The organism is Algibacter sp. L1A34, assembly GCF_009796805.1.
In the GTDB taxonomy this organism is placed as follows: Bacteria; Bacteroidota; Bacteroidia; order Flavobacteriales; family Flavobacteriaceae; genus Algibacter.
Genome location: NZ_CP047029.1, coordinates 3,289,879 through 3,315,398, shown reverse-complemented (window position 1 = coordinate 3,315,398; position 25,520 = coordinate 3,289,879). Strand labels below are relative to the sequence as shown.

19 protein-coding genes and 1 tRNA gene are annotated in these 25,520 nt (G+C 32.5%); 1 reads left to right on the top strand and 19 read right to left on the bottom strand.

The genetic code is table 11. The features are described 5' to 3' along the window. Nucleotides 1–102 precede the first annotated feature (102 nt). The 3 genes from GQR97_RS13960 to GQR97_RS13950 form a co-directional block, all read right to left on the bottom strand. A complete protein-coding gene (locus GQR97_RS13960; RefSeq protein WP_158849436.1) occupies nt 103–3,036 on the bottom strand; it encodes a response regulator in 2,934 nt (977 codons plus the stop codon). A 157-nt stretch (nt 3,037–3,193) separates the two neighbouring features. Further along, nucleotides 3,194–4,387 (bottom strand): DegT/DnrJ/EryC1/StrS family aminotransferase, encoded by a 1,194-nt coding sequence (locus GQR97_RS13955; RefSeq protein ID WP_158849434.1) that lies wholly within the window; start codon nt 4,385–4,387, stop codon nt 3,194–3,196. Between the two features lie 147 nt (nt 4,388–4,534). Continuing rightward, nucleotides 4,535–5,164, bottom strand: coding sequence for an NAD(P)H-dependent oxidoreductase (locus tag GQR97_RS13950; RefSeq protein ID WP_158849432.1), 630 nt, complete (start codon nt 5,162–5,164; stop codon nt 4,535–4,537). Nucleotides 5,165–5,417: 253 nt separating this feature from the next. Between GQR97_RS13950 and GQR97_RS13945 the strand changes: the two genes are divergently transcribed. Continuing rightward, nucleotides 5,418–5,502 (top strand) — tRNA-Ser (locus tag GQR97_RS13945). 334 nt (nt 5,503–5,836) lie between these two features. On the opposite strand, the gene GQR97_RS13940 is transcribed toward GQR97_RS13945, so the two are convergent. From GQR97_RS13940 to GQR97_RS13865, 16 genes are all read right to left on the bottom strand, one after another. After that, a complete protein-coding gene (locus GQR97_RS13940) occupies nt 5,837–6,463 on the bottom strand; it encodes a Pycsar system effector family protein (protein ID WP_158849430.1) in 627 nt (208 codons plus the stop codon). Further along, nucleotides 6,460–8,454, bottom strand: coding sequence for a polyphosphate kinase 1 (gene ppk1 / locus GQR97_RS13935; protein WP_158849428.1), 1,995 nt, complete (start codon nt 8,452–8,454; stop codon nt 6,460–6,462). Before ppk1 ends, GQR97_RS13940 begins: the two co-directional genes overlap by 4 nt. A gap of 5 nt (nt 8,455–8,459) precedes the next feature. After that, nucleotides 8,460–9,347: a DUF6268 family outer membrane beta-barrel protein gene (locus GQR97_RS13930; protein WP_158849426.1), complete on the bottom strand. Its 888-nt coding sequence runs from the start codon at nt 9,345–9,347 to the stop codon at nt 8,460–8,462. 15 nt (nt 9,348–9,362) lie between these two features. After that, nucleotides 9,363–10,604, bottom strand: a complete 1,242-nt coding sequence (locus GQR97_RS13925) for a cation:proton antiporter (RefSeq protein ID WP_158849424.1) — start codon at nt 10,602–10,604, stop codon at nt 9,363–9,365. 1 nt (nt 10,605) lies between these two features. Then, on the bottom strand, nt 10,606–11,271 hold the full coding sequence (locus GQR97_RS13920) for a potassium channel family protein (RefSeq protein ID WP_158849422.1): 666 nt from the start codon (nt 11,269–11,271) through the stop codon (nt 10,606–10,608). 6 nt (nt 11,272–11,277) lie between these two features. After that, a complete protein-coding gene (locus GQR97_RS13915) occupies nt 11,278–12,288 on the bottom strand; it encodes a S1C family serine protease (RefSeq protein ID WP_158849420.1) in 1,011 nt (336 codons plus the stop codon). A gap of 168 nt (nt 12,289–12,456) precedes the next feature. Beyond that, nucleotides 12,457–12,840: a YHS domain-containing (seleno)protein gene (locus GQR97_RS13910; RefSeq protein ID WP_158849418.1), complete on the bottom strand. Its 384-nt coding sequence runs from the start codon at nt 12,838–12,840 to the stop codon at nt 12,457–12,459. Between the two features lie 15 nt (nt 12,841–12,855). Then, nucleotides 12,856–14,805 (bottom strand): thiamine pyrophosphate-dependent enzyme, encoded by a 1,950-nt coding sequence (locus GQR97_RS13905; protein ID WP_199269856.1) that lies wholly within the window; start codon nt 14,803–14,805, stop codon nt 12,856–12,858. A 12-nt stretch (nt 14,806–14,817) separates the two neighbouring features. After that, complete coding sequence (locus GQR97_RS13900; RefSeq protein ID WP_158849416.1) at nt 14,818–15,189, bottom strand: hypothetical protein; 372 nt, start codon at nt 15,187–15,189, stop codon at nt 14,818–14,820. A gap of 4 nt (nt 15,190–15,193) precedes the next feature. After that, a complete protein-coding gene (locus GQR97_RS13895) occupies nt 15,194–16,600 on the bottom strand; it encodes an FAD-dependent oxidoreductase (RefSeq protein WP_158849414.1) in 1,407 nt (468 codons plus the stop codon). A gap of 2 nt (nt 16,601–16,602) precedes the next feature. Continuing rightward, on the bottom strand, nt 16,603–17,346 hold the full coding sequence (locus GQR97_RS13890; protein ID WP_158849412.1) for a hypothetical protein: 744 nt from the start codon (nt 17,344–17,346) through the stop codon (nt 16,603–16,605). A 6-nt stretch (nt 17,347–17,352) separates the two neighbouring features. Next, nucleotides 17,353–18,963, bottom strand: coding sequence for a glutamate synthase-related protein (locus GQR97_RS13885; protein ID WP_158849410.1), 1,611 nt, complete (start codon nt 18,961–18,963; stop codon nt 17,353–17,355). A 27-nt stretch (nt 18,964–18,990) separates the two neighbouring features. Next, on the bottom strand, nt 18,991–22,521 hold the full coding sequence (locus GQR97_RS13880) for a metallophosphatase (RefSeq protein WP_158849408.1): 3,531 nt from the start codon (nt 22,519–22,521) through the stop codon (nt 18,991–18,993). Next, entirely contained in the window at nt 22,518–22,895 is a 378-nt protein-coding gene (locus GQR97_RS13875; RefSeq protein ID WP_158849406.1) for a hypothetical protein, read from the bottom strand. The genes GQR97_RS13880 and GQR97_RS13875 overlap by 4 nt, the downstream gene beginning before the upstream one ends. A gap of 272 nt (nt 22,896–23,167) precedes the next feature. Beyond that, a complete protein-coding gene (locus tag GQR97_RS13870; RefSeq protein WP_158849404.1) occupies nt 23,168–24,835 on the bottom strand; it encodes a CRTAC1 family protein in 1,668 nt (555 codons plus the stop codon). After that, nucleotides 24,828–25,493 carry a DUF6796 family protein gene (locus GQR97_RS13865; protein ID WP_158849402.1) on the bottom strand — a complete coding sequence of 222 codons (666 nt, stop codon included), beginning with the start codon at nt 25,491–25,493 and terminating at the stop codon, nt 24,828–24,830. Before GQR97_RS13865 ends, GQR97_RS13870 begins: the two co-directional genes overlap by 8 nt. Nucleotides 25,494–25,520 lie beyond the last annotated feature (27 nt).

Sequence of the window (25,520 nt, the reverse complement as noted above, 5' to 3'; positions counted from 1 at the left end):
ATAATTAAAAACAATTCTAATTATAGTAAAACAAAACCCAAGATTTAGAAGTAATATAGTTTGTGTTTAAGAAATAAACGTTGTTAAATAGGGCTCAAAATATTATTTAACAACATTATTTTTTGCATACTCGGTTGGTGTAGACTTGTAAGTATCTTTAAAGCATTTTGCGAAATAAGAATGATCGTTAAAACCAACCGAATATCCTACTTGAGAAATATTAATATCGGAAGTTTTTAAAAGCTGAGCAGCTAATTTTAAACGTTGTGATCTAACAAATTCCGAAGCCGATAAACCAGTAAGTGCTTTTATTTTACGATGCAGTTGCATACGGCTCATACCGACAGCTTTACTGAAATTTTCGACATTGAAAGAAGATTCTATAAGGTTTGCTTCTAGAACTTCCTGAACTTTATTTAAAAATTGTTCGTCTAAATTAGTAACAGCAATATCTTTAGGAGTTAACACTATTTCCTGACTGTAGCGACTTTGAAGCTTTTGCCTAATCGCGATAAGGTTAGATACTTTCGTTTTTAAAAGTTTAGAACTAAATGGTTTTGTAATATAATCATCGGCACCAATTTCTATACCTTTTAATTCGTTTTTGTCCCCTGCTTTCGCGGTCAGTAAAATAATGGGAATATGGCTAGTAAGCGCGTTATTTTTTAATGTTTTGGTAAGTGCTACACCATCTTTAACAGGCATCATAATATCAGATATTATAATATCTGGCACATGCTCGATCGCTAAATCTATACCTATTTGTCCATTTTTAGCCGTAATAATATTATAATAATCTTCAAATGTTTGTTTAAGTAAAATGGTAACATCTACATTGTCTTCAACTATTAACAAAATAGGCTTATCTGCATCTTCAAAATCGTCCTCTATGTTTTTGGAAGCTTCAATTTGAACGGATTCGTAATTGTCGGTAATTTTAGATGATGCTATAAATACTTCATTTTTAAAACTATTTTTATCTATGGGCAGTGTAACACTAAAGCAAATAGATTCATTAAGCTTACTTTCCACTTTTATGGTTCCTTTATGAAGTTCTACTAATTCCTTCACTAGAGCTAAACCAATACCTGTTCCCTGGTTGTTTTCATCGGTTTGATAAAAACGAGTAAAAACATCTTCTTGTTCTTGCTTTGTTAATCCTACACCTGTATTTTTTACACTAAAATGCCATGTATTATTTTCTATATAAGACTTACAAGTAACACTGCCATTAGCGGGTGTGTATTTTATGGCGTTAGACAATAAATTGATACTTATTTTCTCAACTGCGTCCTTATCAAACCAAACGGTATCTTCATATTTTTCAATTTGTAGTTGATAATTAATATGGTTTTGTTTAGCTGAATAGTTAAAAGATTCTGCTAGCCCAGAAATAAGGTCTTGAATATTACCTGTTTGAATATGAAGTTTTAATTGTCCTGCGTCTATTTTTGATAGATCTAATAATTGATTAACTAATGCCAATAACCTATCGGAATTGCGTTTAGCCATAACAAACTGCTCTCGTTTTTTATCTGAAATAGAAGGATCTTCAATAGCGGCATCTATTGGATTTGATATTAAAGTAAGTGGTGTTCGAAACTCGTGCGATATATTAGCGAAAAAGTTTGATTTGGCAGTATCCAGCTCTTTTAATTTAGTATTTGTTTTTTGATGATTTCTGTAAAGCACGAAAAGAAATAGTCCAGCAAGCGTTGTAAACCCTAAACCGCCAACTAATAAGTTGCGCTCATTCTTTTGTTGTTGTAGGGCTAAATCACTTTCTGCTTTTAAAGATTTTATCTCCTTGTCTTTTTGTTCTGTTTGATATTTCTCTTCAATTTCTTTAATAGTTTCAGCAATTTGAATTTGACTGAGTGAATCTTTTATTTTGTATGCTATTTTACTGAGATTATTTGCTTTTTGATGCTCCCCTGTTTGCGTATAAACATCTGCCATAACAAATGCCAAATCCTTTTTAAGTATGCTGTTATTTATACTTTCATTTAATTGAATCCCAACCTTAGACCATGATAAAGCTTTTTGTAAATTATTTTGGAGTAATGAAAGTTTTGCGAGTTCAAGTGCATTTGTAGCCGCTTGTAAATTAAATTTTGATTCCTTATAAAATTCAAAAGATTTCGTAAAATAGACTTTTGCTTCTTCTAATTCATTTTTATCCAATTTAATAAGGCCAAGTGCTCTCCCTATCTCTGCGGCGTTACTTAAGTCTTTAATTTTAATAAAAAATTTCTGCGAATTGGTTAAAATACTATCTGCTAAGTTTAATTTTTGTTGTTTAAAATATAGTTTACCTAACTCTACATTATTAGTACTCATGTAATATTCGGCAGCTGCAGCGGGTAGTTTTCCAAACTGATTATTTGCTTTTAAATAATATGATTCGGCAAGTTCAAGATCGTCAAACTCCAAGTAAATACTTCCTAAATTTTGATATGCTGCAGCAATAACATCTGGTCTTAATGTCTTTTTAACATGCATAGAATCGACCTTTAAAAAATATATTTGAGCCTTTTTTATAAAATCTTGTTGCTTATAAATAGTTCCTAAAGCGGTGTATGTATCTGCTTTGGTCATATAAGACAGTTCGTCTTCGCTATTAATATTTAATAAAGCTTTCTCACATGCAAATTCTGCTTCTTTAAATTCGCTTAAGAGGTACAAATTTCTACACAACCCATTGTAAGCTATGGCTGCTCCAATATTATATTTTTCATTTTCTGATTTCCTTGCTGAGCTTTGAAAATAATATAAGGCAGAATCCCTTTGTTGCGTGCGTCTAAAATACTGAGCATATAAATATTCCGTATCGGCAATACCCTTTTTATAACTGCTTTTTTTTGCAACTTTAAAACTCTTCTGTATATAATAAAGCGCACTGTCGGGCTTTGGATTTATGTACTGAATTACCTTTGTTTTGTATTTTGCAATTACAGCAGAATCTGACTGTTTATCATTTTGTCCTAAAGAACAAAAACAGACCAAAAATAAAAATGGAAAGCATGCGAATTTCATAAGAATAATTAATAGCTTACTAAATATACGCAATTATATAAAAAACAGATGATTGCAGTTAAAATCTTTACATAAAAAAGGCTTTAAATATTAAATTTAAAGCCTTTTTTATGTTTATGTTATTCTATAACAACCTATAAGGTTATGTGTTTATAACTTATAATACACTTTTAATGAGTTCTGCCATTTTATTAGCACGTTGTTTAACTTCCTCCTCTGTCCATGATAGTTTTATTAAACAAGATATGTTTCTAGAAATATAGTGATCGGATTTTTCGAATGTTCTAGTTTGAAGATATTCTAATCCTTCTTTAACTTCTTTAGAAATAGGAAACAACGATTTTAAATTCTTTAAATGATCCCATTTACGAATGTAATGCCAATTGTTATCGAAATAATTCCAACAAGCATCTACGCCTCCATTTTTAAAGGCTTCTATTACTTTTCTAGATGTTTCTAAATCGGGTAAAAAGAAGTTTAAAAATGCACAACTTTCTACTCCACCTTCTGGAACCGTTCTAAAAACAACTTCTGGAATGGTTGATAAAGCTTCACGTATAATATTAAAATTACGCCTCTGTATATCTAAAAATTCTGGTAACCGTTTTACTTGCGCTAAACCTACAGCGGCATGCAATTCTGATATTCTAAAGTTATATCCTAAAAACGGATGTGTTTCTGCTCCGCGATCGCTACCAACGTGATCGTGACCATGATCGCTATAATGATCGGCATTAGTGTAATATTTCTCGTTATTGGTTATTACAGCTCCTCCTTCTCCACAGGTTATGGTTTTAACAAAATCGAATGAAAAACATCCAAGATCTCCAACGCTCCCTAATGGTTTACCATTAAAAGTTCCGCCAATAGCTTGACAAGCATCTTCTACTAAAAGAAGGTTATGTCTATCTGCAATATCTTTAAGCGCATCCATATTAGCCATACTACCACACATTTGCACCACCATAATGGCTTTTGTTTTTGGTGTTATAGCGGCTTCTACAGCTTCAGGGTTTAAGCCTAAAGTATCATCTATATCTGCTAAAACAGGAATAGCTCCTAACATCATTATAGCTTCAAAACTGGCTACAAAGGTAAAGGTTGGCATAATAACCTCGTCTCCTGCTCCAACGCCAGCAGCCCCTAAAGCTACCGATACAGCAGCTGTACCACTTGATACGAGTTGTACGTGTTTGGATTGAAAAGTGCTTTCTAATTCGGCTTCTAAGGCTTTTGCTTTCCAATGCCCTTTACGCATACCATCGAAACCATAGCGCATTAAAACACCATTGTCTAAAACATCATTTACTTCTTGTTTTTCTAGTTCTCCAAATAATTCAAATCCTGGCATATTGTTATTTTTTTTATCTTTTTATTTAATGGTGGACGGTTGCTGCGTTAGGGATTGAACGGCTTGTTTGAAATCCTTTTTGTTTTAGTGAAAAAACAAAAAGATTGAGTAGTGAAAGCCCGACCCTTGCGGTAACGCCCAAAAACATTAAATTTCTATAATGGTTTGGTTAATTGGTTTTCGTACTTTTTTTAAGGTTGAAAACATATCATCCTCGGCGCGATAACCTACAGGTAAAGTTAATACGGATTTTAGTCCTTTTTGTTTTAGTTGAAGGATTTCGTCGTATTTTTCTGGGATAAACCCTTCCATTGGGCAAGCGTCTATATTTTCTATAGCGCAAACCGTCATGAGATTACCTAGTGCAATGTAGGCTTGGTTTTTAGACCAGCTTTGGCGTTGTTCTAGGCTTTTACTCTCCATCATCCCAGCTAGCTGTTCCCGGTATGGTTTTAGAATACTTTCGGGTGTATTACGTATATTTTTTATGTTATTATAATAGTCGATTACATCGTTTTCTTCTATATTTTCTTGAATACATATTACAAGTAAATGTGATGCGTTTACCACTTGCGATTGGTTATAAGAGTGAGGCAGTAGGCTTTCACGAAGTGTTTTGTTCTTTACTATAACAAGGCTTAACGTTTGCAAACCAAAAGAGGTTGCGGTTAGGTTAAAGGCTTCTTTTAGTGTATTTAACTTAGTAGGTGTTAGTGTTTTGTTTACGTCGAATTTTTTTGTTGCATAACGCCATTGCAACTGTTTTATAATATCCATCTAGTTTTACTTGATTGCTATGCAAAAGTAAGGTTTTATAATTTTATTTTTTTTGAATTGATTGGTAAATATTGATGATTACTGAATTTGTTTTATTATTTCTAAAACTCAATTTCATTGTTTTTACCTATAAATGAATACTTTATAAACTAGTTTTAAAATTAATGTAAAAAAACTTAAATTTTATTTGAATAGAACGAAAAAGGCTCTTATATTTGCACCCGCAATCAGGGAATACTTGATGAGACACACTGGAGAGTTGGCAGAGTGGTCGAATGCGGCAGTCTTGAAAACTGTTGAGGGTCACACCTCCAGGGGTTCGAATCCCTTACTCTCCGCTTAGAGATTACAAAATCTCTGTAAAACCCCTTAAACATTATGTTTATGGGGTTTTTTGTTTTTGGCAGATAGTCAGAACTCACTGATTATGGATGATTCAAATAAAGAATATCTAAGAGTGAATAATTTTCATAAAACTACTAGTAATCATTATGGTACAATAAAAAAAGAACTCTTATGAGTTCTTTTTTTATTAGAAGTTATTTTTTAATTTTTCCAAAGAATAAAAATTTTTAATTATGCCGTACAATATAATTTGTTGTTCCTAACCATTTCTGTAACCTTGAAGATTGTCATAAAAATCTATCCACATTAATAGTAACACATTTAAAACTACATGAATCCTCCAAACAAAGCATGACATGCGATAAAAGCAATCACAGATAAAATAATGCCAATCAAAAAAATATTAAACGATTTACGAAGGAGCTTAAATTTACGATCAATCGTTTTCCCTAAATGATAAGTATCTTTTGCAATTGTTTTATAAAGCTCATCCCCTTCATTCATTAAATTGGTAATATTATTAACATATTCATCTTCTTCCATATCTTGAAAATTGCCATAAAACATTAAATTTTTCGCTTCACTTTTTCCGTGAACCAATTCTGGACGTGTTGCAAAAATGGCAAAAGTAATTGATGCTAAATTGGTGAATAATATCATCACTATTGGATAAATAAGATGTGGGTCGTTACTTAATTGGCTCATGACAGTCCCTAATATTAACGATAAAATTAAAGCATTTATAGATATCAAAATATTTGATTTTGTATCTATCATTGTATTCAATGTATACTGATTTTTAGATAACAATCTAAACAATGTTTCTACACCTCTTTCCGACCTTGGTGCTACTTTAGCTAATTTCTTTTTTAACTGCTTTAAGCCGTCTTTATCAAGACTTAATTCATCCATTAAATACTTATCTTCTGCTTTTTCTTTTTGTTTATCACTCATAATAATGTTTTATAAATTATATGTTGAGAAGATTCTCCTAATGAACCTTTTTCTACATAACTGTTGTTTTGATTAGAATCTATTACTCTAGATTTTATAGTATCCTTTAATTGTAAGTCTAATAATTCTTTTAATTTTAAATGAATATCTCTATCTAAAATAGGTGTTATAACTTCTATTCTATGATCTAAATTACGTGTCATCCAATCTGCAGAACCAAGATACATTTTTTCTTTTCCATTATTTCCAAAAACATAAATTCTACCGTGTTCTAAAAATCGATCTACAATACTAGTTATAGATATGTTTACACTTTGTCCTTCAATTCCTGGAACCAAACAACAAATACCGCGTATAAGTAATCTTATTTTCACTCCTGCATTACTTGCTTTATAGAGTAACTTAATCATTTTAGCATCTTGAAGACTATTCAGTTTCAAAATGATATAGGCTTCTTTACCTGCTATGGCATTTTCAATTTCCGACTCTATTAATTCTCTAAATTTACTTCGTGTTGTAAATGGAGATACTAAAAGTTTTTTAGATTTTGGAATAATAATTTGTCCTTGTAATACTTGAAATACCTGACAAAGTTCTCCTGTAATTTTAGGGTTTACAGTCATTAACCCAAAATCGGTATAAATCTCCGAGGTTTTTTCATTAAAATTACCCGTACTTATATAACCATAAATAAGCGATTTATTTTTCTCAATACGTTCTATATATAAAATTTTAGAATGTACTTTTATTCCCGGATAACTGTAAACTACATGCGCTCCGTTTTCTTCTAAAACTTTTCCCCATTTTATATTATTTTCCTCATCAAAACGTGCTTTTGTTTCAATAAAAACAAACACTTCTTTTCCATTTTTCGCTGCATTTAAAAGTGCATTTACAACAAGTGATTTTTTTGAAATTCGATATAAAGTGATTTTAATTTTTGTAACGCTATCGTCATTAGAGGCTTCATCTAATAATTGAATAACCGGTTGGTAAGATTGATATGGAAAACACAAAAGTCTATCTTTAGCTTTAATAGCATGGAACATAGTGTCATAGTCAATAAACTCTTTGCTTAATAAGGGTGGTAAACTTGCAAAAGATAAATTTTTAGTAGTTGGATTAAGAAAAGTAAACAGATCTTTAAAATTATGATAAGTACCGCCTTTTATAATATCTGTCTCATTAATATCTAAAACCTCGTTTAATTTAAGCTGTAATTTTTTGGGAGATAGCTCATCTATTAAAGCTCTTGTAACCTGACCGCTAATTCTATTAGGCAATGCTGCTTTAATTTTATCTAATAAATTACCAGAATATTCATTGTCTATATACAGTTCTGCATCTCTTGATATCTTTACACTATAAAAACTCTGTTTATAAACTGCTTTAAGATTATCTTTTAAAATATCATCAACAAATGTTATATAATGCTTATTATCTATTGAAGGAAGTTCTACAAATCGAGGTGTTTGCTCATTTATTTTTACCCAAATAAGAGAATCATCTTCAATTTGAGAAACTAAATACAACGCCTCATTTTCAAGAAAAGGCTTCTCTTTACTGATATTTAAAGATTGCGAAGACTCTATTTTTTCTTTATAATATATTTTACTAAACGCCTGTTGTTCTTGATTAAATTCTTTATAACAAATCAAATTAACACCTTCATTTTCTAATGCCGGAATTATTTTAGTAAAAAAAATTCGTCCAAATTCTTTTTGCTGTACATTAACTTGTTTTTTAATTTCTCTCAGTAATTTATTTGGCTTTGTTATTAAACGTTTTCTAAGTGGTTTATCTAATTGTTTTATTTTTCTAATATCTGAAACTCTAACTTTAAAAAACTCATCTAAATTAGAAGAAAATATGGCCAAAAATTTAATACGTTCATACAATGGGTTTCTTTCATCTGCGGCTTCCTGAAGTACGCGATGATTAAACCTTAACCATGATAAATCTCTATTATAATACTCCTTTGTGTTTAACATGTTTTCTAAATTTTAAAGCGAATTCCTGTTCTTAAATACAGCGGATTAGAGCTATCTAATCCAACAATATCATCTTTGTTTTTATCCCTTAAATTAACTGAATTACTTAGCACGTAAGATGTTCTTGCATAAAATTGAATATTGTTGGTAATGTGAAATTCATATTGCAATCCACTTAAAAGTAAAGACATATTAATACTTTTTGCAACTATAGAATTATTTATAAGAACACCACGCTGTAAGTTTGATGTAAAACCATCAAGCTCTGTATATAATTTAAATCGGTGTTTAATTGAAGCGTGATATTGTAAATTTGATTTTGGAACCCCAAGGTTATACGACCATTTTGAATTAAATTTCCTGTAATAACTAATAAATGGTAAAGGAAAAGGATACCCACGGTTTCCTGAATAAGATACACCTAAGACAAGTCTCCATGGTTTTTTTACATCTTTACTTTCCTTTTTATCTTTTATAAAAATAACATCTCCAGAGAGTATTACATCTTCAAGATTTAAATCATTTGCCGTTAAATTAGAGCTAAAACCTGGCGTTAATCTTACACCTAAACGCCAATCGTTTTTTAAAGGCGCTGTATAGGCTATATTAATATCTAGTAATTGAAAATCATTAAGCTCCTCTTTGCCAAAAGAAGGAGTTTCTCTCATATTAAGATTTACAGTACTATAATCAACTCCTAAAAATAAATATGTACCCTCTTTTTTTAATTTAATAGGATAGTTAAATAATGCACGTACCCGACTATATTGAATATTAGATTCTCCCGCTGGAAGTATTGTATAGTCAATTCTTGCTAAATCGCTTAATTGAGCAAAACTAAAGTTTATAATAAATAGAGTAATTGTAAAACACAGAGCTTTTAAGTTTTTCATTTTCACCTATGTTGTTTATGTATATAATTTCTTTACAAAACGACCTATACTTAATCCTTGTACAATAATTGAGAACAACACAATAATATAAGTTATATGAAGTATTAAATCTCCTGAAAGTTCTTTACTTAAACTTAACGCTAATGCTATAGAAATACCGCCTCGTAAGCCGCCCCATGTCAAAATAGCAACTGTTTTAATTGGTTTTTCTTCTTCATGTTTTAATAATGAATATGGTAAAAGCACGGAAATAAACCGAGCTAGAAGCACAATTAGAATAGCAAGAATACCTAATACAATATAACCTGTATTAAAATTTAATAAATGAATGGCAAGCCCAATAAGTACAAATAAAATACCATTAAATACATCGTCTAAGATCTCCCAAAAAGAACTAATTGCTTTTTGCACAGGGTTTTTATCTTCATTAAGATGTATTTTGTTTCCTATAAATAATCCTGCAACAACCATCCCTAATGGTGCTGAAATATGCAATAAAAAGGCACCTGCTGTTCCACCCATAACTACAGCAAGTGTAATCATTACCGCTAATTGAGGATTTTCTTTTAAAGATTGAATACATTTTAATCCTAGAAAACCAATTATTAGTCCATAGAATACTCCTCCTACTACTTCTTCTAAAAATAATGTTCCTATTTCTGTTCCTATTTCGGTTGAACTATGCTCTCCTGTCGCAGCAGCTATTAATAATACTCCTGAAAAAACAACAACACCAATACCATCATTAAACAACGATTCTCCTTCTATTTTAATTCCTAAACTTTCCGCAATATTAGCCTCTTTTAAAATAGCCATAACAGCAATTGGATCGGTTGGAGATATTAATGCACCAAATAAAAGTGCGTGTAAAAAAGGTAATTCTAAACCAATAAGTTGCGCACCAAAAAAGGTTAAACCACCAACTAAAAATGTAGATATGAGAACCCCTAAAGTTGCAAACAGAAAAATTGATTTTTTTTCTTTTTTAAGTGCGGCAAGGTTAACATGTAGAGCTCCAGCAAACAGTAAAAAACTTAAAATACCATTAAGTAGTAGTGTTTTAAAATCTGCATTAACAATAATGTCGCAAAAGAACCTGTAAAATTCAGGGAAAATAGTTTTACTTAGGGTTATTGGGATGATTAAGATTAAACTTAAAATCATTAACCCAATAGTTGTTGGTAATTTTAACCACTTATAATTAATGTAGCTAAAAAGTGCTGAAATTGTAAATACAATACTGAAAGATTCGAACATTTTATTTAGATTTTGTATTAATGTATTTACCTACAAAAACACCGATAACAATAGCCAGATAAAATTGCCCGATGATATTCATAACAAGCGTAAGAGATTGTGCTGGCGCCGTAAGCGGTGTAATGTCTCCATAACCAACAGTGGTAATACTTATAAAACTGAAATAGTAAAAACTAAAGCCTGAAAACCCTTCAATGAGTTGAAATGAATTTGGATTTAAGAAGTTAATAGCTTCAAAAAGAATGCCTCCAAGAATACCTAAGTAAAGAAACCCTAATAATGGTCCAAGGATAAACTGCAGGCTTATCTCCTTTATTTTTAGTAGTTGCCTTATAAGAATAACACTAAAACAAGCAAATAGCACAAAAGAAAACACTAACCTACAAATTAAAATTGACTCAGAATTAGCATTTGCAAACTCTAACCAAATAGCCAATAAGGTCAGAAAACCAATAATATAGGTAGTTAATTTCGCGATTTTTTTAGTGGCAAGTAACGAGCTACTCAAAATAACCAATGTATAATTTATAACTACTACATAACTTGCACTAAAACTGCTAAATGCAACATGTACTGGGGTCAATAAAAAATTGAAGGCCGCTACAAGCGCAATCAAATACTTATATTTTATAATTTTCTTCCAGTTAATTATTGATTGCAGCTTCATTATATATTAAAAATTAGACTCAAGCGTTAATACCTTTCCTTTTCTTAAAACCTCAATTAACACTTTATCTCCAACTTTTAGACTTTCTATCTGCTTTTTAATATTCCCCAAATCGTGAGGTGCATTGCAGCTTAAGCCTTGAATACTTAAAATAATATCACCACCTAACCATAATTTCTGACCTAATATTTCTGCTTGAATAACACCAGGTTTTAATCCAATTTTATCTGCAAAAGAGTTAGGCGTTATACGCTGAATTAAGACTCCTGATTTTTGTGGTGTATTAAAAACACCAGCAAGACCTTCGCTTAAAAAAACACCTTCAAACCCTGTCCAAAAACTATTAACATCAAACAAAACTTTTTTCGCCGTATCAATATCTACAGCAAAACCAAGTCCTTCAAACCCTCCACTATTAGATAAAATAAAGCTTACAATACCAATTAATTCTCCTTTGGTATTAAACATTGGCCCTCCAGAATTCCCATGATTTATAGAAGCATCTGTTTGTATAAAACCGGCCATCTCACCATTAGAAATAATATTTTTTTTCATCTTACGGCTAATATGCCCAACAGATAATGAGTGTTCCAAACCTAAAGGTGCACCAATTACAAGTATTTGTTCTCCAACTTCTGAAGCATTAGAACTTCCTACTTTTACTGGTTTTAAATTTATAGGTACCGTTCTTATTTTAAGAAGTGCTACATCTGCAGCTGTTGAACTTGATAACACATCTGCCGTAAACTCAACTCCATTTTGAAGTTTAACCGATACTTTATTTGCCGATTCAACAACATGAGCTGCTGTTAAAATAAAGCCTTCTTTATCAATAATAACCCCAGAGCCTAAACCTCCTGAACTTGTTATTTTGTCATCTTTTACCTTATATTCTATAACCTCAATGGTTACCACTGATGGATCGAGTTCTTTGAATAAAGTAGATAAATCTTGTGCATTTAGGTTAGTAGTAATAACTAGTATAACTAAATAAACTATGCTTTTAATTTTATTCATAATAATTAGTGTAAGCTTGTTTCTAATTCTCTACTATAGCAAAACAATGCGCCGGTTAGTCTAGGAGAATATACTCGAGAAAGATTATCTGTAGTATTTACTTCAATCTTTCCCTTGTATTTTTTTATATAAAGTACTACGATTCTTTATTAAAATCGTGCTGCCTTTTTAAGCATTCATTTTAGCCCAAGCAGTATCTGCTAAATCTCTTAATTCTTTTGGCTTTTTAACCCATTGTCTTTTAGCATCGATGATTCCGAAAAACATTCTAGTGAAAAAATATAACTTTCCATCTCTAACTTCCCAACTTTTAGGATTAGGATCTAGCTGTTTATCTTCAGACATTGCAATAGCACAAAACCCACCGTATTCTGGTGTATACGATTCTGGTGCTTTTTCAAATTTTTCTTTATCCTCTAATGACGCAAATAGGTACTTTGCATTGTTATAAGTTGAAGTATAAGCTGCGTTTCCTTTTTTAGGGCTTCCGTTAAAGAATGATACCACATCATATCCTTGTGCTGCTGTTCCGTCTTTTAAATTTTGTTTCATTTTATTTGTTTTTATTTATATTAAAGTTGCATCAGTAATTATTTCTAATAATGCAGGACCTTTATGATCTCTTAGCTTTTCTAAAGCTGGTAATAGTTCTTCTTTTTTGGTGACTCTTATGCCTAATGCGCCACAATTTTCTGCATATTTAGCAAAGTTTGCATTGTGCAAAGATGTTTTCCAAACGTCTAATTCTGCTGCTTTCTGTTCTTTTGAAATTTTTCCAATTTCTGAGTTGTTAAGCAATACGTGCTTGATGTTCATATTGTACTTCACCAAAGTCATCATTTCTCCTAAATACTGCCCGAAACCACCATCACCAGAAACCGACCAAATGGGTCTCTCTTTTCCTTGTGCTGCCCAAGCTCCCATTGCTGCTGGTAATGAAAAACCTATAGATCCTAAATAACCAGACATTAAAACCGACTGATTTTTAGGCTCAAAATAGCGCCCAAAAGAATACGTATTATTCCCTACATCTACAGCAATTACTGCATTCTCTGGTACTACTTTATTCATTGCTTCGAAAACAGCAATAGAACTTAATCCAACTTTACTTTCGTCTTTTAATCGACTTGCTTTTTCTTCTTGCCAAATCGCCCAACGTTCTGCAATCTCTGGACGTCTGTCGATTGTATTCAGTTTTCCTTGCGTTTGTTCTTCAATTAATGCTAAAGTTTCGGAAATTTCTCCCCAAAGTGCTGCATCTACTTTATGAAACTTACTTAAAGCTGCAGGATCGTAATCCACCTGAATAATTGGTTTTTTGGGTGTAATACCTGTATGATTAGAGAACGAAGCTCCAAAGACTAGCAGTAAATCACTTTCGTTCATAAACCAAGAGGCTATTGGTGTACCACTTCTTCCTAGTACACCACAGCCTAATGAATGATTATCTGCTATTAATCCTTTTCCTTTAAATGTCGTAATTACTGGGCAGTTTAACTTTTCCGCGAAAGCGGTAATAGCTTCCATGTGAAAACGAGCACCGTGACCAACAATAATTGCTGGCATTTTAGCATTTTCTAACATGCCTACGGCTTTTGCAACCATTTGCCTTGGCGGCGAAATATTCATAGGTGTTATTCTATCTTCTGGTGTTTGCGCTTCTTCTCCTTCTGGTTTTGGCATAAATGCGACTTCATCTGGAAATGTTATATGAGACACATCTCTGTTTAATAAAGCACTTTTTATGGCTAAACTCATTAACTCGCTATGCTTTGAGTTTTGTTGTACGCTATGGTTAAAATTGGCTACGGTTTGAAACGCACCAACTAAATCTACTTCTTGAAAGGCACCTGTGCCTAATACTTGTGTATTTACTTGACCAGAGAGCACTAACATTGGTGATCGGTCTACTTTTGCATCCCACATTCCAGTAAACATATTGGTAGAACCTGGTCCTGCAATACCAAAACAAACTGCAGGTTTCCCAGTTAATTTTCCATAAGCTGAAGCTGCAAAAGCGGCTGCACCTTCGTGACGAATACCAAAAAACTGAAATTTATCTTGTTGCTCTAATCGCATCATAGCATCGGCAACTGCTAAGTTAGAATGGCCAACCATACCAAAACCTGTATCAACTCCCCAATTTACCATGGTCTGCATCATCACATCCGAAATGGTATCTTGATGTTCTTCTTCTTCCAAAACACCAACAAAAATTTCGTCACCTTCTTCTTTTACTTCAAAGGTTTTAACGCCATCATCAAAACCTCCTGGTGGTAAACCAGAACATGGATCGAAATCCCAACCGTGCCAAGGGCAACGCAGCATCCCGTTTTCAATAGAACCTTCTCCTAATGGACCACCTTGATGCGGACATTTATTATCTAATGCAGAAAACTTACCATCGTAATGTGTTAAACATACACCTTGATGACCTGCTGTTACCGTTTGTACACGTCCTTCAGGCAAAGTTTTCTTATCTTTTAGTACACTATACCATTTTGTTGTTTTTTTCATAATATTTCAGGTTTAATCTAGTTTGCTTTTAAATTGATTTTGACGAATGGTTACCGCTCTAAAAGAATAAATAATCAAAGAAATAAGACCAATGAGCGCAAAAATAATTGCCAAAACGCTTGTATATAAAGACGTTTTTCCTACTTCATATAAGCCATTAATAACGGCAGAAATTAATAAAAGTGCTACAGCCACATAGAAAAAAACCATAGCCATATTAAGCAACCTTAGTTGTTTCAATTTTCTTGCAGTAATTGATTTTTTATTAGAATTTTCAATCATCCCACTTATTTCATTACTCAATGTTACCATTAAGTTTGAAGTAGAAAGAATGAGTAAACCTAAGCCAGGAACAATTGTAATTGGTAAATGCCAGTTTTCCATGTTTCTATTTTAAGTGATTACGCACACCATAACTTGCCAATACACCTTCGCCTGTAGCGGCTGCTACTTGTGCAATTGCACCTTCGCGACAATCTCCAGCAGCAAAAACACCAGCTACATTGGTTTCTCCTAAAGCTGTTGTGGTAATAAATCCGTTTTTGTTCAAGTCAATAACACCTTTTACACTAGTTGTGTTTGGAATTAATCCTATAAAAATGAAAGCACCATCTGCTGTTAATTCTTCGGTTTCTCCTGTTGCTTTATCTTTAACTTCCAAACCTTTAAAATTGCCATTTTCATCCTTAGTAAATGCTAAGGATTCTTTATTAAGGTGAGTTTCTATATTTTTTATAGATGGTAGTTTTTCAATATAAGTTTCAGAAGCTGAAAATTCTGAACCACGATTTACAATCGTTACTTTTTTACAAAAACCTGCTAAAAATATACCTTCTTCCAAAGCACTATTTCCTCCACCAATTACAAGCACTTCTTTATCTCTATAAAAAGCACCATCACAGGTTGCACAGAAGTGAATACCTGCACCTACTAAATCTTCTTCATTTGTAATACCTAATTTGCGATATGTAGAACCTAAAGCTAATACCACAGATTTACTTTGGTATGCGCCCATATTAGAATCTATATCAAATAAGTTACCGTTTTTAGAAATGCTTTTTACCTCAACACCAGTTTCAATGCTTGCTCCGTATACCTTGGCTTGCTCTGCCATACGTTGCATTAATTTTGGGCCAGAAATCTCTGTAAAACCAGGATAGTTTTCAATTTTTTGTGTTAAAAAGGCATTACCTCCAATATTCTTTTTTTCAAGAATTAAAGAACTAAAACGATCACGTTGAATGTAAATAGAAGCCGTTAATCCAGCTGCACCAGCACCAACAATAATACTATCGTAAACCTTTTTTTCTGATTCTTTACCAATGTTTAATACATCTTTTAGAATCGAATTATCTGGATTGGTATAACTTTTATCACCAATAAATAAGGTAGGAATAATACGTTTTCCGTTATTAATTTCTTCTACTTTTTGAGTAGCCCAATCATATTTATCGACTTCTATATATTGAAAGTTGATATGATTGTCCTGCAAATATCCTTTTGCACGTTGGCAATCTGGACACCAATCTGCACCATACAAAATAACACGTCCTTGTTCATTAATCCCTAATACGTTTGCTAAAACACTATTATCTGGATTGGTATATGGTTTTTCGTTAATAAGAATGGTTGGTATAATACGTTTCCCATTGTTAATACCCTCTACTCTCGCCGTTGCATCTTTATCTAAATCGACATCAATAAAATTAAAATCAACATTATTCTCTTTTAAATATGCTTTTGCCCTTTGGCAGTCTGGGCACCAATCTGCACCATATAAATCTATTGTATTCATTATTAATTGTTCTTTAGTTGGTTAATTGCTTCTTTAAAAAATGCGACACCTTGAGATTCTACGATAGTATTTGTATCGAGAATAGCTCCAGTAAATCCATTAGATTTCCACTCTCCAGATTCTAATTTTGGTAATTTAGAAGTGTCGATGGTATTTCCATTTTTGTATCCAGAGATATATAAATAATGGTTGTTACAAATACTATCTGGTATTGCTAAACCTAATCCAATAGTAATATCAGAATTTGGTAGAGCGCTATAAATACCTGTATCGAAGTGATGTGGCCAGATTCTAATTGAAGTATTAAGATTGTATTGTTTATCTATATTTTCAAGAACCAATTGTGCCAAAACACGCAAATGCAGTAACGCTTTCAACTTAGACACATCTGCTAATTTGAATGTAAACGCATCGTCTATTGCATAAGGTAAATCGTAATGAAATTTATATTGATATGTTTTATTTAAGAATGCTTTAGAAGTATCTGTAAGCCATTTTAAAACTTCAGCATGCGTTGCACCATCTAAACTAAACGTTTTTGTTTCTTGATTGGATTTCCACTCTAGTGTAAAACTTTTGTAATTTAAACATAATACATCTCCATTTTCGGAAAGTGTATGCGTAGAAAGACATCCATTTCCTATGTTAAAACCTAGGTTTGTATGACTGTCGTCTGACTCCTTTTCTAGAAAACTAATTCCAGCTGCAGCTAAATATTGTGCTGCTAAATGCATTTGTTTTTCCATGATATATTATTTTAAACCTGCGTAGTTAATTCCTGTTAAATAATGTATATCTCTATCAAAGGTTGAAAGGTCGTCTGGATTAAACTTAGTAACATCATCGTAACCACAAGCACGTGCTACAACCCTTATTAAATCGTTTGTTGCTTCAAAGTAATTTTGTAATTGTTTAGCAGAAGAGTCTATAATTATTCGACTACGCAAAGATTCTTTTTGAGTTGCAATACCAACCGGACAGTTATTAGATCCGCAAGCGCGCATCCCTAAACAACCAATAGCTTGTAATGCAGAATTAGATACTGCTATAGCATCTGCTCCAAGCATCATTGCTTTTGAAAAATCTTCGGCAACACGCAAACCTCCAGTAATTACTAAAGTGACACCTGTTGCTCCTACTTTATCCATATAAGCTCTTGCTCTTGCTAATGCTGGAATGGTTGGCACATTAATATGATCTCTTAAAATGGTTGGAGCAGAACCTGTTCCGCCACCACGACCATCGAGAATAATATAGTCTACACCAACATCTAGCGCAAATTGGATATCTTTTTCAATATGACTTGCAGCAATTTTGAACCCAATAGGAATTCCTCCTGTACGTGCTCTTACTTTATCTGCAAATACTTTAAAGTCTTCAACCGTATGAAAATTTGGATTAGCAGCAGGTGAAATAGCTGTTTCCCCTTCTTTTAAACCTCTAACCTCTGCAATTTCTTTACTTACTTTAGATCCTGGTAAGTGACCACCAGTTCCTGTTTTTGCACCTTGCCCACCTTTAAAGTGAAAGGCTTGTACGTTATCTAATTTATCCCAAGAGAACCCAAACTGCGCCGAAGCTAATTCGTAAAAATATTTAGAATTGCTAGCTTGTTCTTCTGGCAGCATACCACCTTCACCAGAACAAATTCCTGTTCCTGCTAATTGCGCTCCTTTAGATAATGCTATTTTAGCTTCTCGAGATAATGCTCCAAAACTCATATCACTTACAAAAAGTGGCATGTCTAGTTCTAGCGGTTTTTTTGCGTTTGGACCAATAACAACTTTAGTCGCAACATCTTCATGATCTAATAAAGGTCTTGATGCTAATTGTGCTGGTAAAAACTGAATATCGTTCCATTTAGGAAGCGTATCTCTATCTACTCCCATAGATGCAGAAAATCCATGATGTCCAATATTTTTCAATCCATTTGTAGCCAGTTCCTTTATATAACCAGTGTATGGTTCTGTTTCTTCCGGATGCGTATCTGCATAAGCACCTAAATAAGCATCACGATTAAATGGTTGTGGGCTATTTACCAAATAAGATTCAATTTCGAATGCATCTACAAATAAATCATCACCTTCAATTTTAGTTGAAAATTTATGAAGTACTTCTTTATTATTATATTCTGAAACACCTGAATCTACACGATAATCCCATCCATGAACACCACAAATTAAATTATGACCATCTACGTGACCGTCGGACATTAGTGCGCCTCTGTGTAAACATCTTCCGTAGAGTACAGAAATATCATCATCAAATTTCACGATTACTAAATCCAACCCATTTACTAGGGCGTGTTCCGGTTGCTTATTTTCTAAAGTACTTACTTGAGCAATTACTACTGGTTTTTTCATGGTTTTATTTATGTTTTTATGTTAGATTTAAAAAGAGAAACCAAGCACAACTGAGATTATTCCTCCATCGGCACTTGAATAATATCCTGCATTTAGTGTAAATGTTTCCAAGCCGCTAATCCAAAAAGAACCTCCTAAACTATTGTGCCATTTATCTGACGTGTCATTTTTCAACCAAACTCGACCATAATCAAAACCACCAGTTACACCATATTTTGTTGGAATAATAGCACTGTTAAAATCACCTATTTCCAATCTTAAATCGGTACTTTGAAACACTGAATAATCACCTATAAAACGTTCTTTTCTGTACCCACGAAGGTTTTCTCCACCTCCTAATTGTGCTGCATGATACAATTCAAAATCATCTCCAAGAATAGCTTCTCCTCCTAATTTTGTTGCAAATACTAAGCTACCACTTTTATTTAACTTGTGATTAACAGCGATATGTGGTTTAATATAACCAAAAGAACTATCATCATTTCCTCCATCAATTACAGTTTTATAACCAACTGTAATTCCTGCATCTAAGCCCATTGTAGGATAAGCAATATCATTTCTGTTTTTAAACGTATAGTTTACTTCACTACCAACATAAATTTGTTTTTCAAAGAGGGTTGCTTCTTCAGGTAAAATATTAACAAATCTATCTTCTACATTTTCAACTTCAAAAGATTCTATTAAAGGTTTAAAATAAAAAGAGCCTCCATTTTCACCATGCCATATTAATGACACTGCAGCATTCCATTCTTTTATACTTACTCTATTAAAATCGAGTTCTACCTCATCTTTATCATAGCTTGTTTCATTACCAAAACCAAAGAAGTTCTGTGCAAAGTTTGGACTCGTGTACTTACCTTCTACTCCAAAATTCCATTTATGAAAAATATTTGAAAATTCACCTTTATAAGATAAATCATACCCTGAGTTCCCTGTGTAATATGCCGCACTTATACTATGTTTATAAGTGAACTCGTTGCGTTGTAACCCGAAGTATGAAAAGTTATTTAGAACCCCTAGTTTAACGCCATCATCTGGATTTACACCTAATAAAGGTAGTATTTGACTAAAATTATGTTTTACTTTTTTATGGTCGTAATTATTTAATTCATAATCATCAACGAGCCACTTTTTAGATTTTTTGTTTACAATGGTATTTTCTTTACTCTTGTAATCATAAAGTTTTACTTTTTTGGTGTTTTTAAAATCGTATATATCGTTTTTCTTTCCACCAACTATTCTAATTTTAATAAGATGATCTCCTTCTCCATCTACAACAAAAGTATCTTTTCCGTCTAGACCATAAATCCATATTTCTTTGGTAATATCATGAGAAAAAGTTCTGTTTAAAAGCCCCATGTCTTTACGATCTATTTTTATAGCAGTATCTCCATTTGGAAGGCGTGTTATAGAAAATGTATCTGTTTTTTGAGTTCCAACAATAACTTTAAATTTATTTAAATACTCGTAATACGCTTTTGCTATTTTAACCAAATTAGACCGTCTTCCTTTAAGTTTTACTTTTATATCATCAATAACTTCACCTCTTACTTCTAATGGAAAAGCTTCAAAAGCTTTCTCTACATCTTCATCTGTAAGATGCTCTTGAATGTGTTGTGCTTGTTTTTCCCATTCATCCCAACCAGAAGAATTAACCAGCATTAAATCTAAATGATAAGGAGAAGATGCTAACCATTTTACACTTCTAATTTCTTCATCATAAGATTGCATTTTACGAAGCGCCGGAATGGAACGGGTTAGAAAAGAAATTAGAGCTCCATCATATTTTGAAAATGCCTGATCTCTATCTCTAGGAATAGGCTCACAATGTGATGTTCCATCCTCATCATCATAATAAGCCCAACGCCATTGATCTTCATGTCTGTCCCAATCTCCTAAAAGCATATCAAAAAGTCTCGCTTTAATGTATGATGGCTCATCAACAACAGATTTTCCAGATCTATGAATTTCCTGTAAAACATCAGCTGTACTCAATATTTGTTTAGGATTTCCAAAACTTTCTAAACCTGCCTGCGTACTTCCAACATGTTCCTCTATCATGTATAACTCATCACCAAAATCTTCATTAAACGTACCTAATGTTTTTTGCTTAGGAATGTAATATAATATCGGATTTGTATGATTAACACCTACTGCACTTGATAATCCACCAATTGCAAATGCCGCGTAAGGATTTGATGTAGTATAAAAATCTGATAAAAACTTATCTATAGTTGTATCATCAAGTGAATTTTCTATAAAAGTATTAGGAAAAGCATTGGCTTGCAAAAACTTAGCTGTGCTCTTTTTTATGGCCCTCATAACAAACTGCTTTCCATTTTTATCTTCTAATCTAAGCGATTTCGATTGTTGACCTCCACCTCTTTTTATAGGAGAAAGTCCGCCCATTAATGTATCTAATAAAACTACTGGTACATTTACATTTGTTCCGTAAAACGGTCTATAGTGTTCTCCCCAAACTGTTTTGTAAAAACTACTTTTATCAATAGCTTCCTCTGTATAGATTGAAGCCGATTGCGTTTTTGGAAACGTTTCTTCAAAAGAATGGTTGATTTGACTATCGTCTTCATCTCCTTCTAAAATTTTAGATGTAAAAACTTCAGTAGACACACCCTTTTTTACAGTATAAAATTTTACTTGTGCAGCACCATTATCACCTATTTCTAACTTTGCGAAGCCGTTTTCTGCAAGACCAAAATCACCTTCACTAACGTTACTAATATTTTTAGTCTTTCCAACCGCCCCACTAATAATTTGAGGTATGCCTTTATCTATATATTGTAAATTTTTATCTTTCCCAGATATAAAAATGATATTACCAGCAGCCTGAGCAATCGTTTTTAATCTGTTTCTAAGTTTTCTGTATTTCTTGTTCTGAAAATCGTGCGACCTAACTCCTCCTACATTACTTAACAGCCCTTGTTTTGTATTTGTTTCAATAGGATGATGTAATGCAACTAGAATTGTTTTACCATAGGCTTTCTTTATTCTATTCTCAAATTCTAAGAAAAATAATGTTCTATTTTTAATTTCACTATCATCATTTATATAACTATGCTTATCCCAATCTTCCAGAAACCACTGTGTATCGACGGTAATAAGCACTATATTTTCAGATATATCTTTATGTTTTATAGCCTCACCATCGTCCGGATAAAATTTTGAATTACTATTTTTTTGAATATGGTTTTCAATAGATTGAACACCTTTGTGTCCATTAATTACCCATTCGTTTTTTCCAGGCATAAAATAAGCTTCCCCATTGAACAAAGACAGCTTATCTAATTGAGATAAAATATTTTGTTCAAAATCTTTACTACTATCATTGTCGTTTACTGAATTTCCAAGCAATAATAATATAGAATTTTCGGATGTTTTAGAATCCTTGATAATTTCATCCAATACATTAGTATCATTTGCTGTACCTGTATTGGCTATTAGATAGATTGATTTATCGTTTTTTTGTCCCAAAACAATGGAAACCGTCAGTAGGAAAAAATATAAAATATTTTTTCTAAAACTTTTTAAAATACTCATAATTTGTTTGGTTTTTGATGGTAAATTTTTAGTACTATTAAACTACTAAAAAGCAATAAAGAATAATAACACATTGGCGTTCCTGAAGCTGTTTTCGGGCATTCGGCATAACCTAAAAACTGCATGACTGAAGCCATTAAAGCAATACTACCTGCTAAGCCTGTAAATAAAAAGTACAAGACATTCTTCTTTTTTAAAAGATGTACTATTAACGGAACAAGAAAACAGAATAGAATAACCAAACACATGGGGATGCCCATTATTTTTGGGCAGCCTTCACCTGTTTTAAATTCTTCCACAACTAATCCGCCAGCTCCATATACGCCTATTATGAGCATACCAAGAATAGCATAATATGCAATTCTTTTTAGCATTATTTGTTATTTACAACCACACATGTAGGGCATTCTGTACCTTTAACTGTGCTCTTTAATTTTATGCCATTTAGATGTGTTACCATGAAATTCTGTACAAATGCATAATTAGCACTATGGTTATTAACACTTATCTGTGCATCTTCATACTTTTCTCTTATGAGGTTATCGTACTCTTGATGCCCCCAACAATTAGGACAATAGCCCTTAGATAAATCATTGATCGTCTCCTGTTTACCTTTTCCTAATAATTGTTTTATAAACTTCATTTCTTACTTACTTTCTTCGATTGTTTCTGTATCTACATCTATTTCTTGAGCAACTTGAACTTTAACCTGCGATTTTAAATCTATAATCGAGTTAATTTTTGGGTTATCAAGACTAATTTCCCTGTTGTCTGCCAAAAGGACTTTTACATTCAGAACAGTAGATTCTTTACCTAATCCAAATTGAAGTAATGCCGTTTGATCACTAGCTAAACCTTCTCCACTTACCAACCAATCGGTTAACGTTTTTGTTGGCGTAGTTACTGTTACTTTTGCTCCTTGTGCATTTACAGATTCTCCCAAATCTACTTGTAGATAATTATTAGTTCCGCCTTTATTGATGTAGGCTAAAGATGGCGAATCGATATTTACCCAAATCATGTCTAAATAACCATCTTGATTAAAATCACTTACTAATGATGTTATAGCGTAATATGGGTTAACAACACCACTTTTTTCTTCGGTTGGTGCAAACGTGCCATCTTCCTTCTGAACTAAAAATCTACTAGGTAACTTAAATAGTTTATTAGGTGCAAAATCCACATAATTTTCAGCTACCATTAAATCTTGTAAACCGTCGTTATTCATATCTGCGAAAGTACATCCCCAAGAAAATTCATAATCTGCAATTTTAGTTTCTTCGGCTGTATCTGTAAATTTAAAATCGCCATCATTTCTAAACAGAATCCATTTTTCATTAAATAAAGATGCATCTTTTATATCACCTTTAGCTAAAGCTCTTGGTAACGTACTTCCTGTATTAGAAAACATAAAATCTACCAAACCATCATTATTATAATCACCAACTGCTAATCCCATTGGGTAGGCAAATTTTTTGGTTAATGGGTTTGGCTTCATAGTGTATGTTAGGTCTCCATTATTTCTATACGTTCTTGCTTCACCGGTATCATGTACCACAACTAAATCTAACCAAGAATCGTTATCAATATCGACCAATACACCTTGAAACGTATTATGAACATAGTCTAAGCCAGCTTGTTTAGTAATACTTACAAAGTTTTCGTTTCCAGTATTTAAAAGTAATTCACTTGTAGAACCATAAGTATAATCTTCAAAAATGGTTTGACCTTCCATTAACTCTTTTTTAAGGTAGGTTGCCATAAAAATATCTAAATCACCATCTTTATCAATATCTCCAACCGTTAATCCCGCAGGTGTTGATTTTTCGTTTATAGGTGTGTCAATCTTTTTAGCGGTAAATTTTCCATTGGTATTATAATAGATTGTTAACCCATCTTCTCTACCAAGTATAATATCTGTAAATCCGTTGTTATCAAAATCGGCAGAAACGACACCAACCGTGGTTAAAGTGTTTCCTTTTTTCTGTAAATTAACTTCGGAAGAAATATCGACAAACTTATTATCTCGATAAGCAAAAATGGCGTCTTCTTGAAACATACCGCCTCCAAAAAAGACTTCATCTATATTATCGTTATCAATATCTATTAAAGCTGAAGGTGCAATTGGTAACGATTTATCGCCATTATATTGATGTTTAAAATCGATTACAACGTCCTCGAATAAAGGGATTTTACTATCTTCTATTGTGATGTCGTATTTATCTGAAACTGAATCGCGCCAGAAAAAACCAAGAATGAGTACAACCAGTAAAAGGATTACTATTCCTGTGAATTTTAGAATTTTTTTAAGCATTTTTTTGATTTTTAATGTATTTGTTAAATTGGTATAATGATAATCCGAAAAGAATAAAATGAGTGACGTTCATTAAGATAGGCAGCATGTGCTTTCCTAAAGCAGGTATTAGTTTTCCTAAAACCACTAATAAAATAAGTATAACAATAGGGTTGAAAATTGCCATCCATTTTTTGTAATACGTGCCTCCTTTTAAAATAGCGACAGCAAAAACAATAGATAATGTTGCTATAATAACACGTAGCGCTTGCACTAATACTTCCATGTGGTTGGTGTAATGCGCTAATAGGTTTTGGTAAACTGAGGCATCCATACTCTCTTTTAAATGCACAATATTACCAATAGAAGCGCGTGAGCCAATCCATACACCGCCAACAGCAAAAGCTATAAACCCTATAGCTAAAACCAGCCTAGCCAATGTTTCGTTTCCAGATTTTAACATTCTGTATATATGAATGTATCCTGCAAAATAAAAAGGCAATCCAATAACGGCCAAGAAATGACCTGCGGTAAGATTATTTAATGATACAAATTTAAAAAATTGATAGTTTTCGGAATGTTCTAAAATTGAGGGTGAATAGTGTAAAAAGTATTCGCCCAAACCTACAAGAATAGAAGCAATAAGGCCTAGATACCCTAAAGTTTTAGTTAATTTCATTTGATTGTTAATGTGTTAGTTATGGGT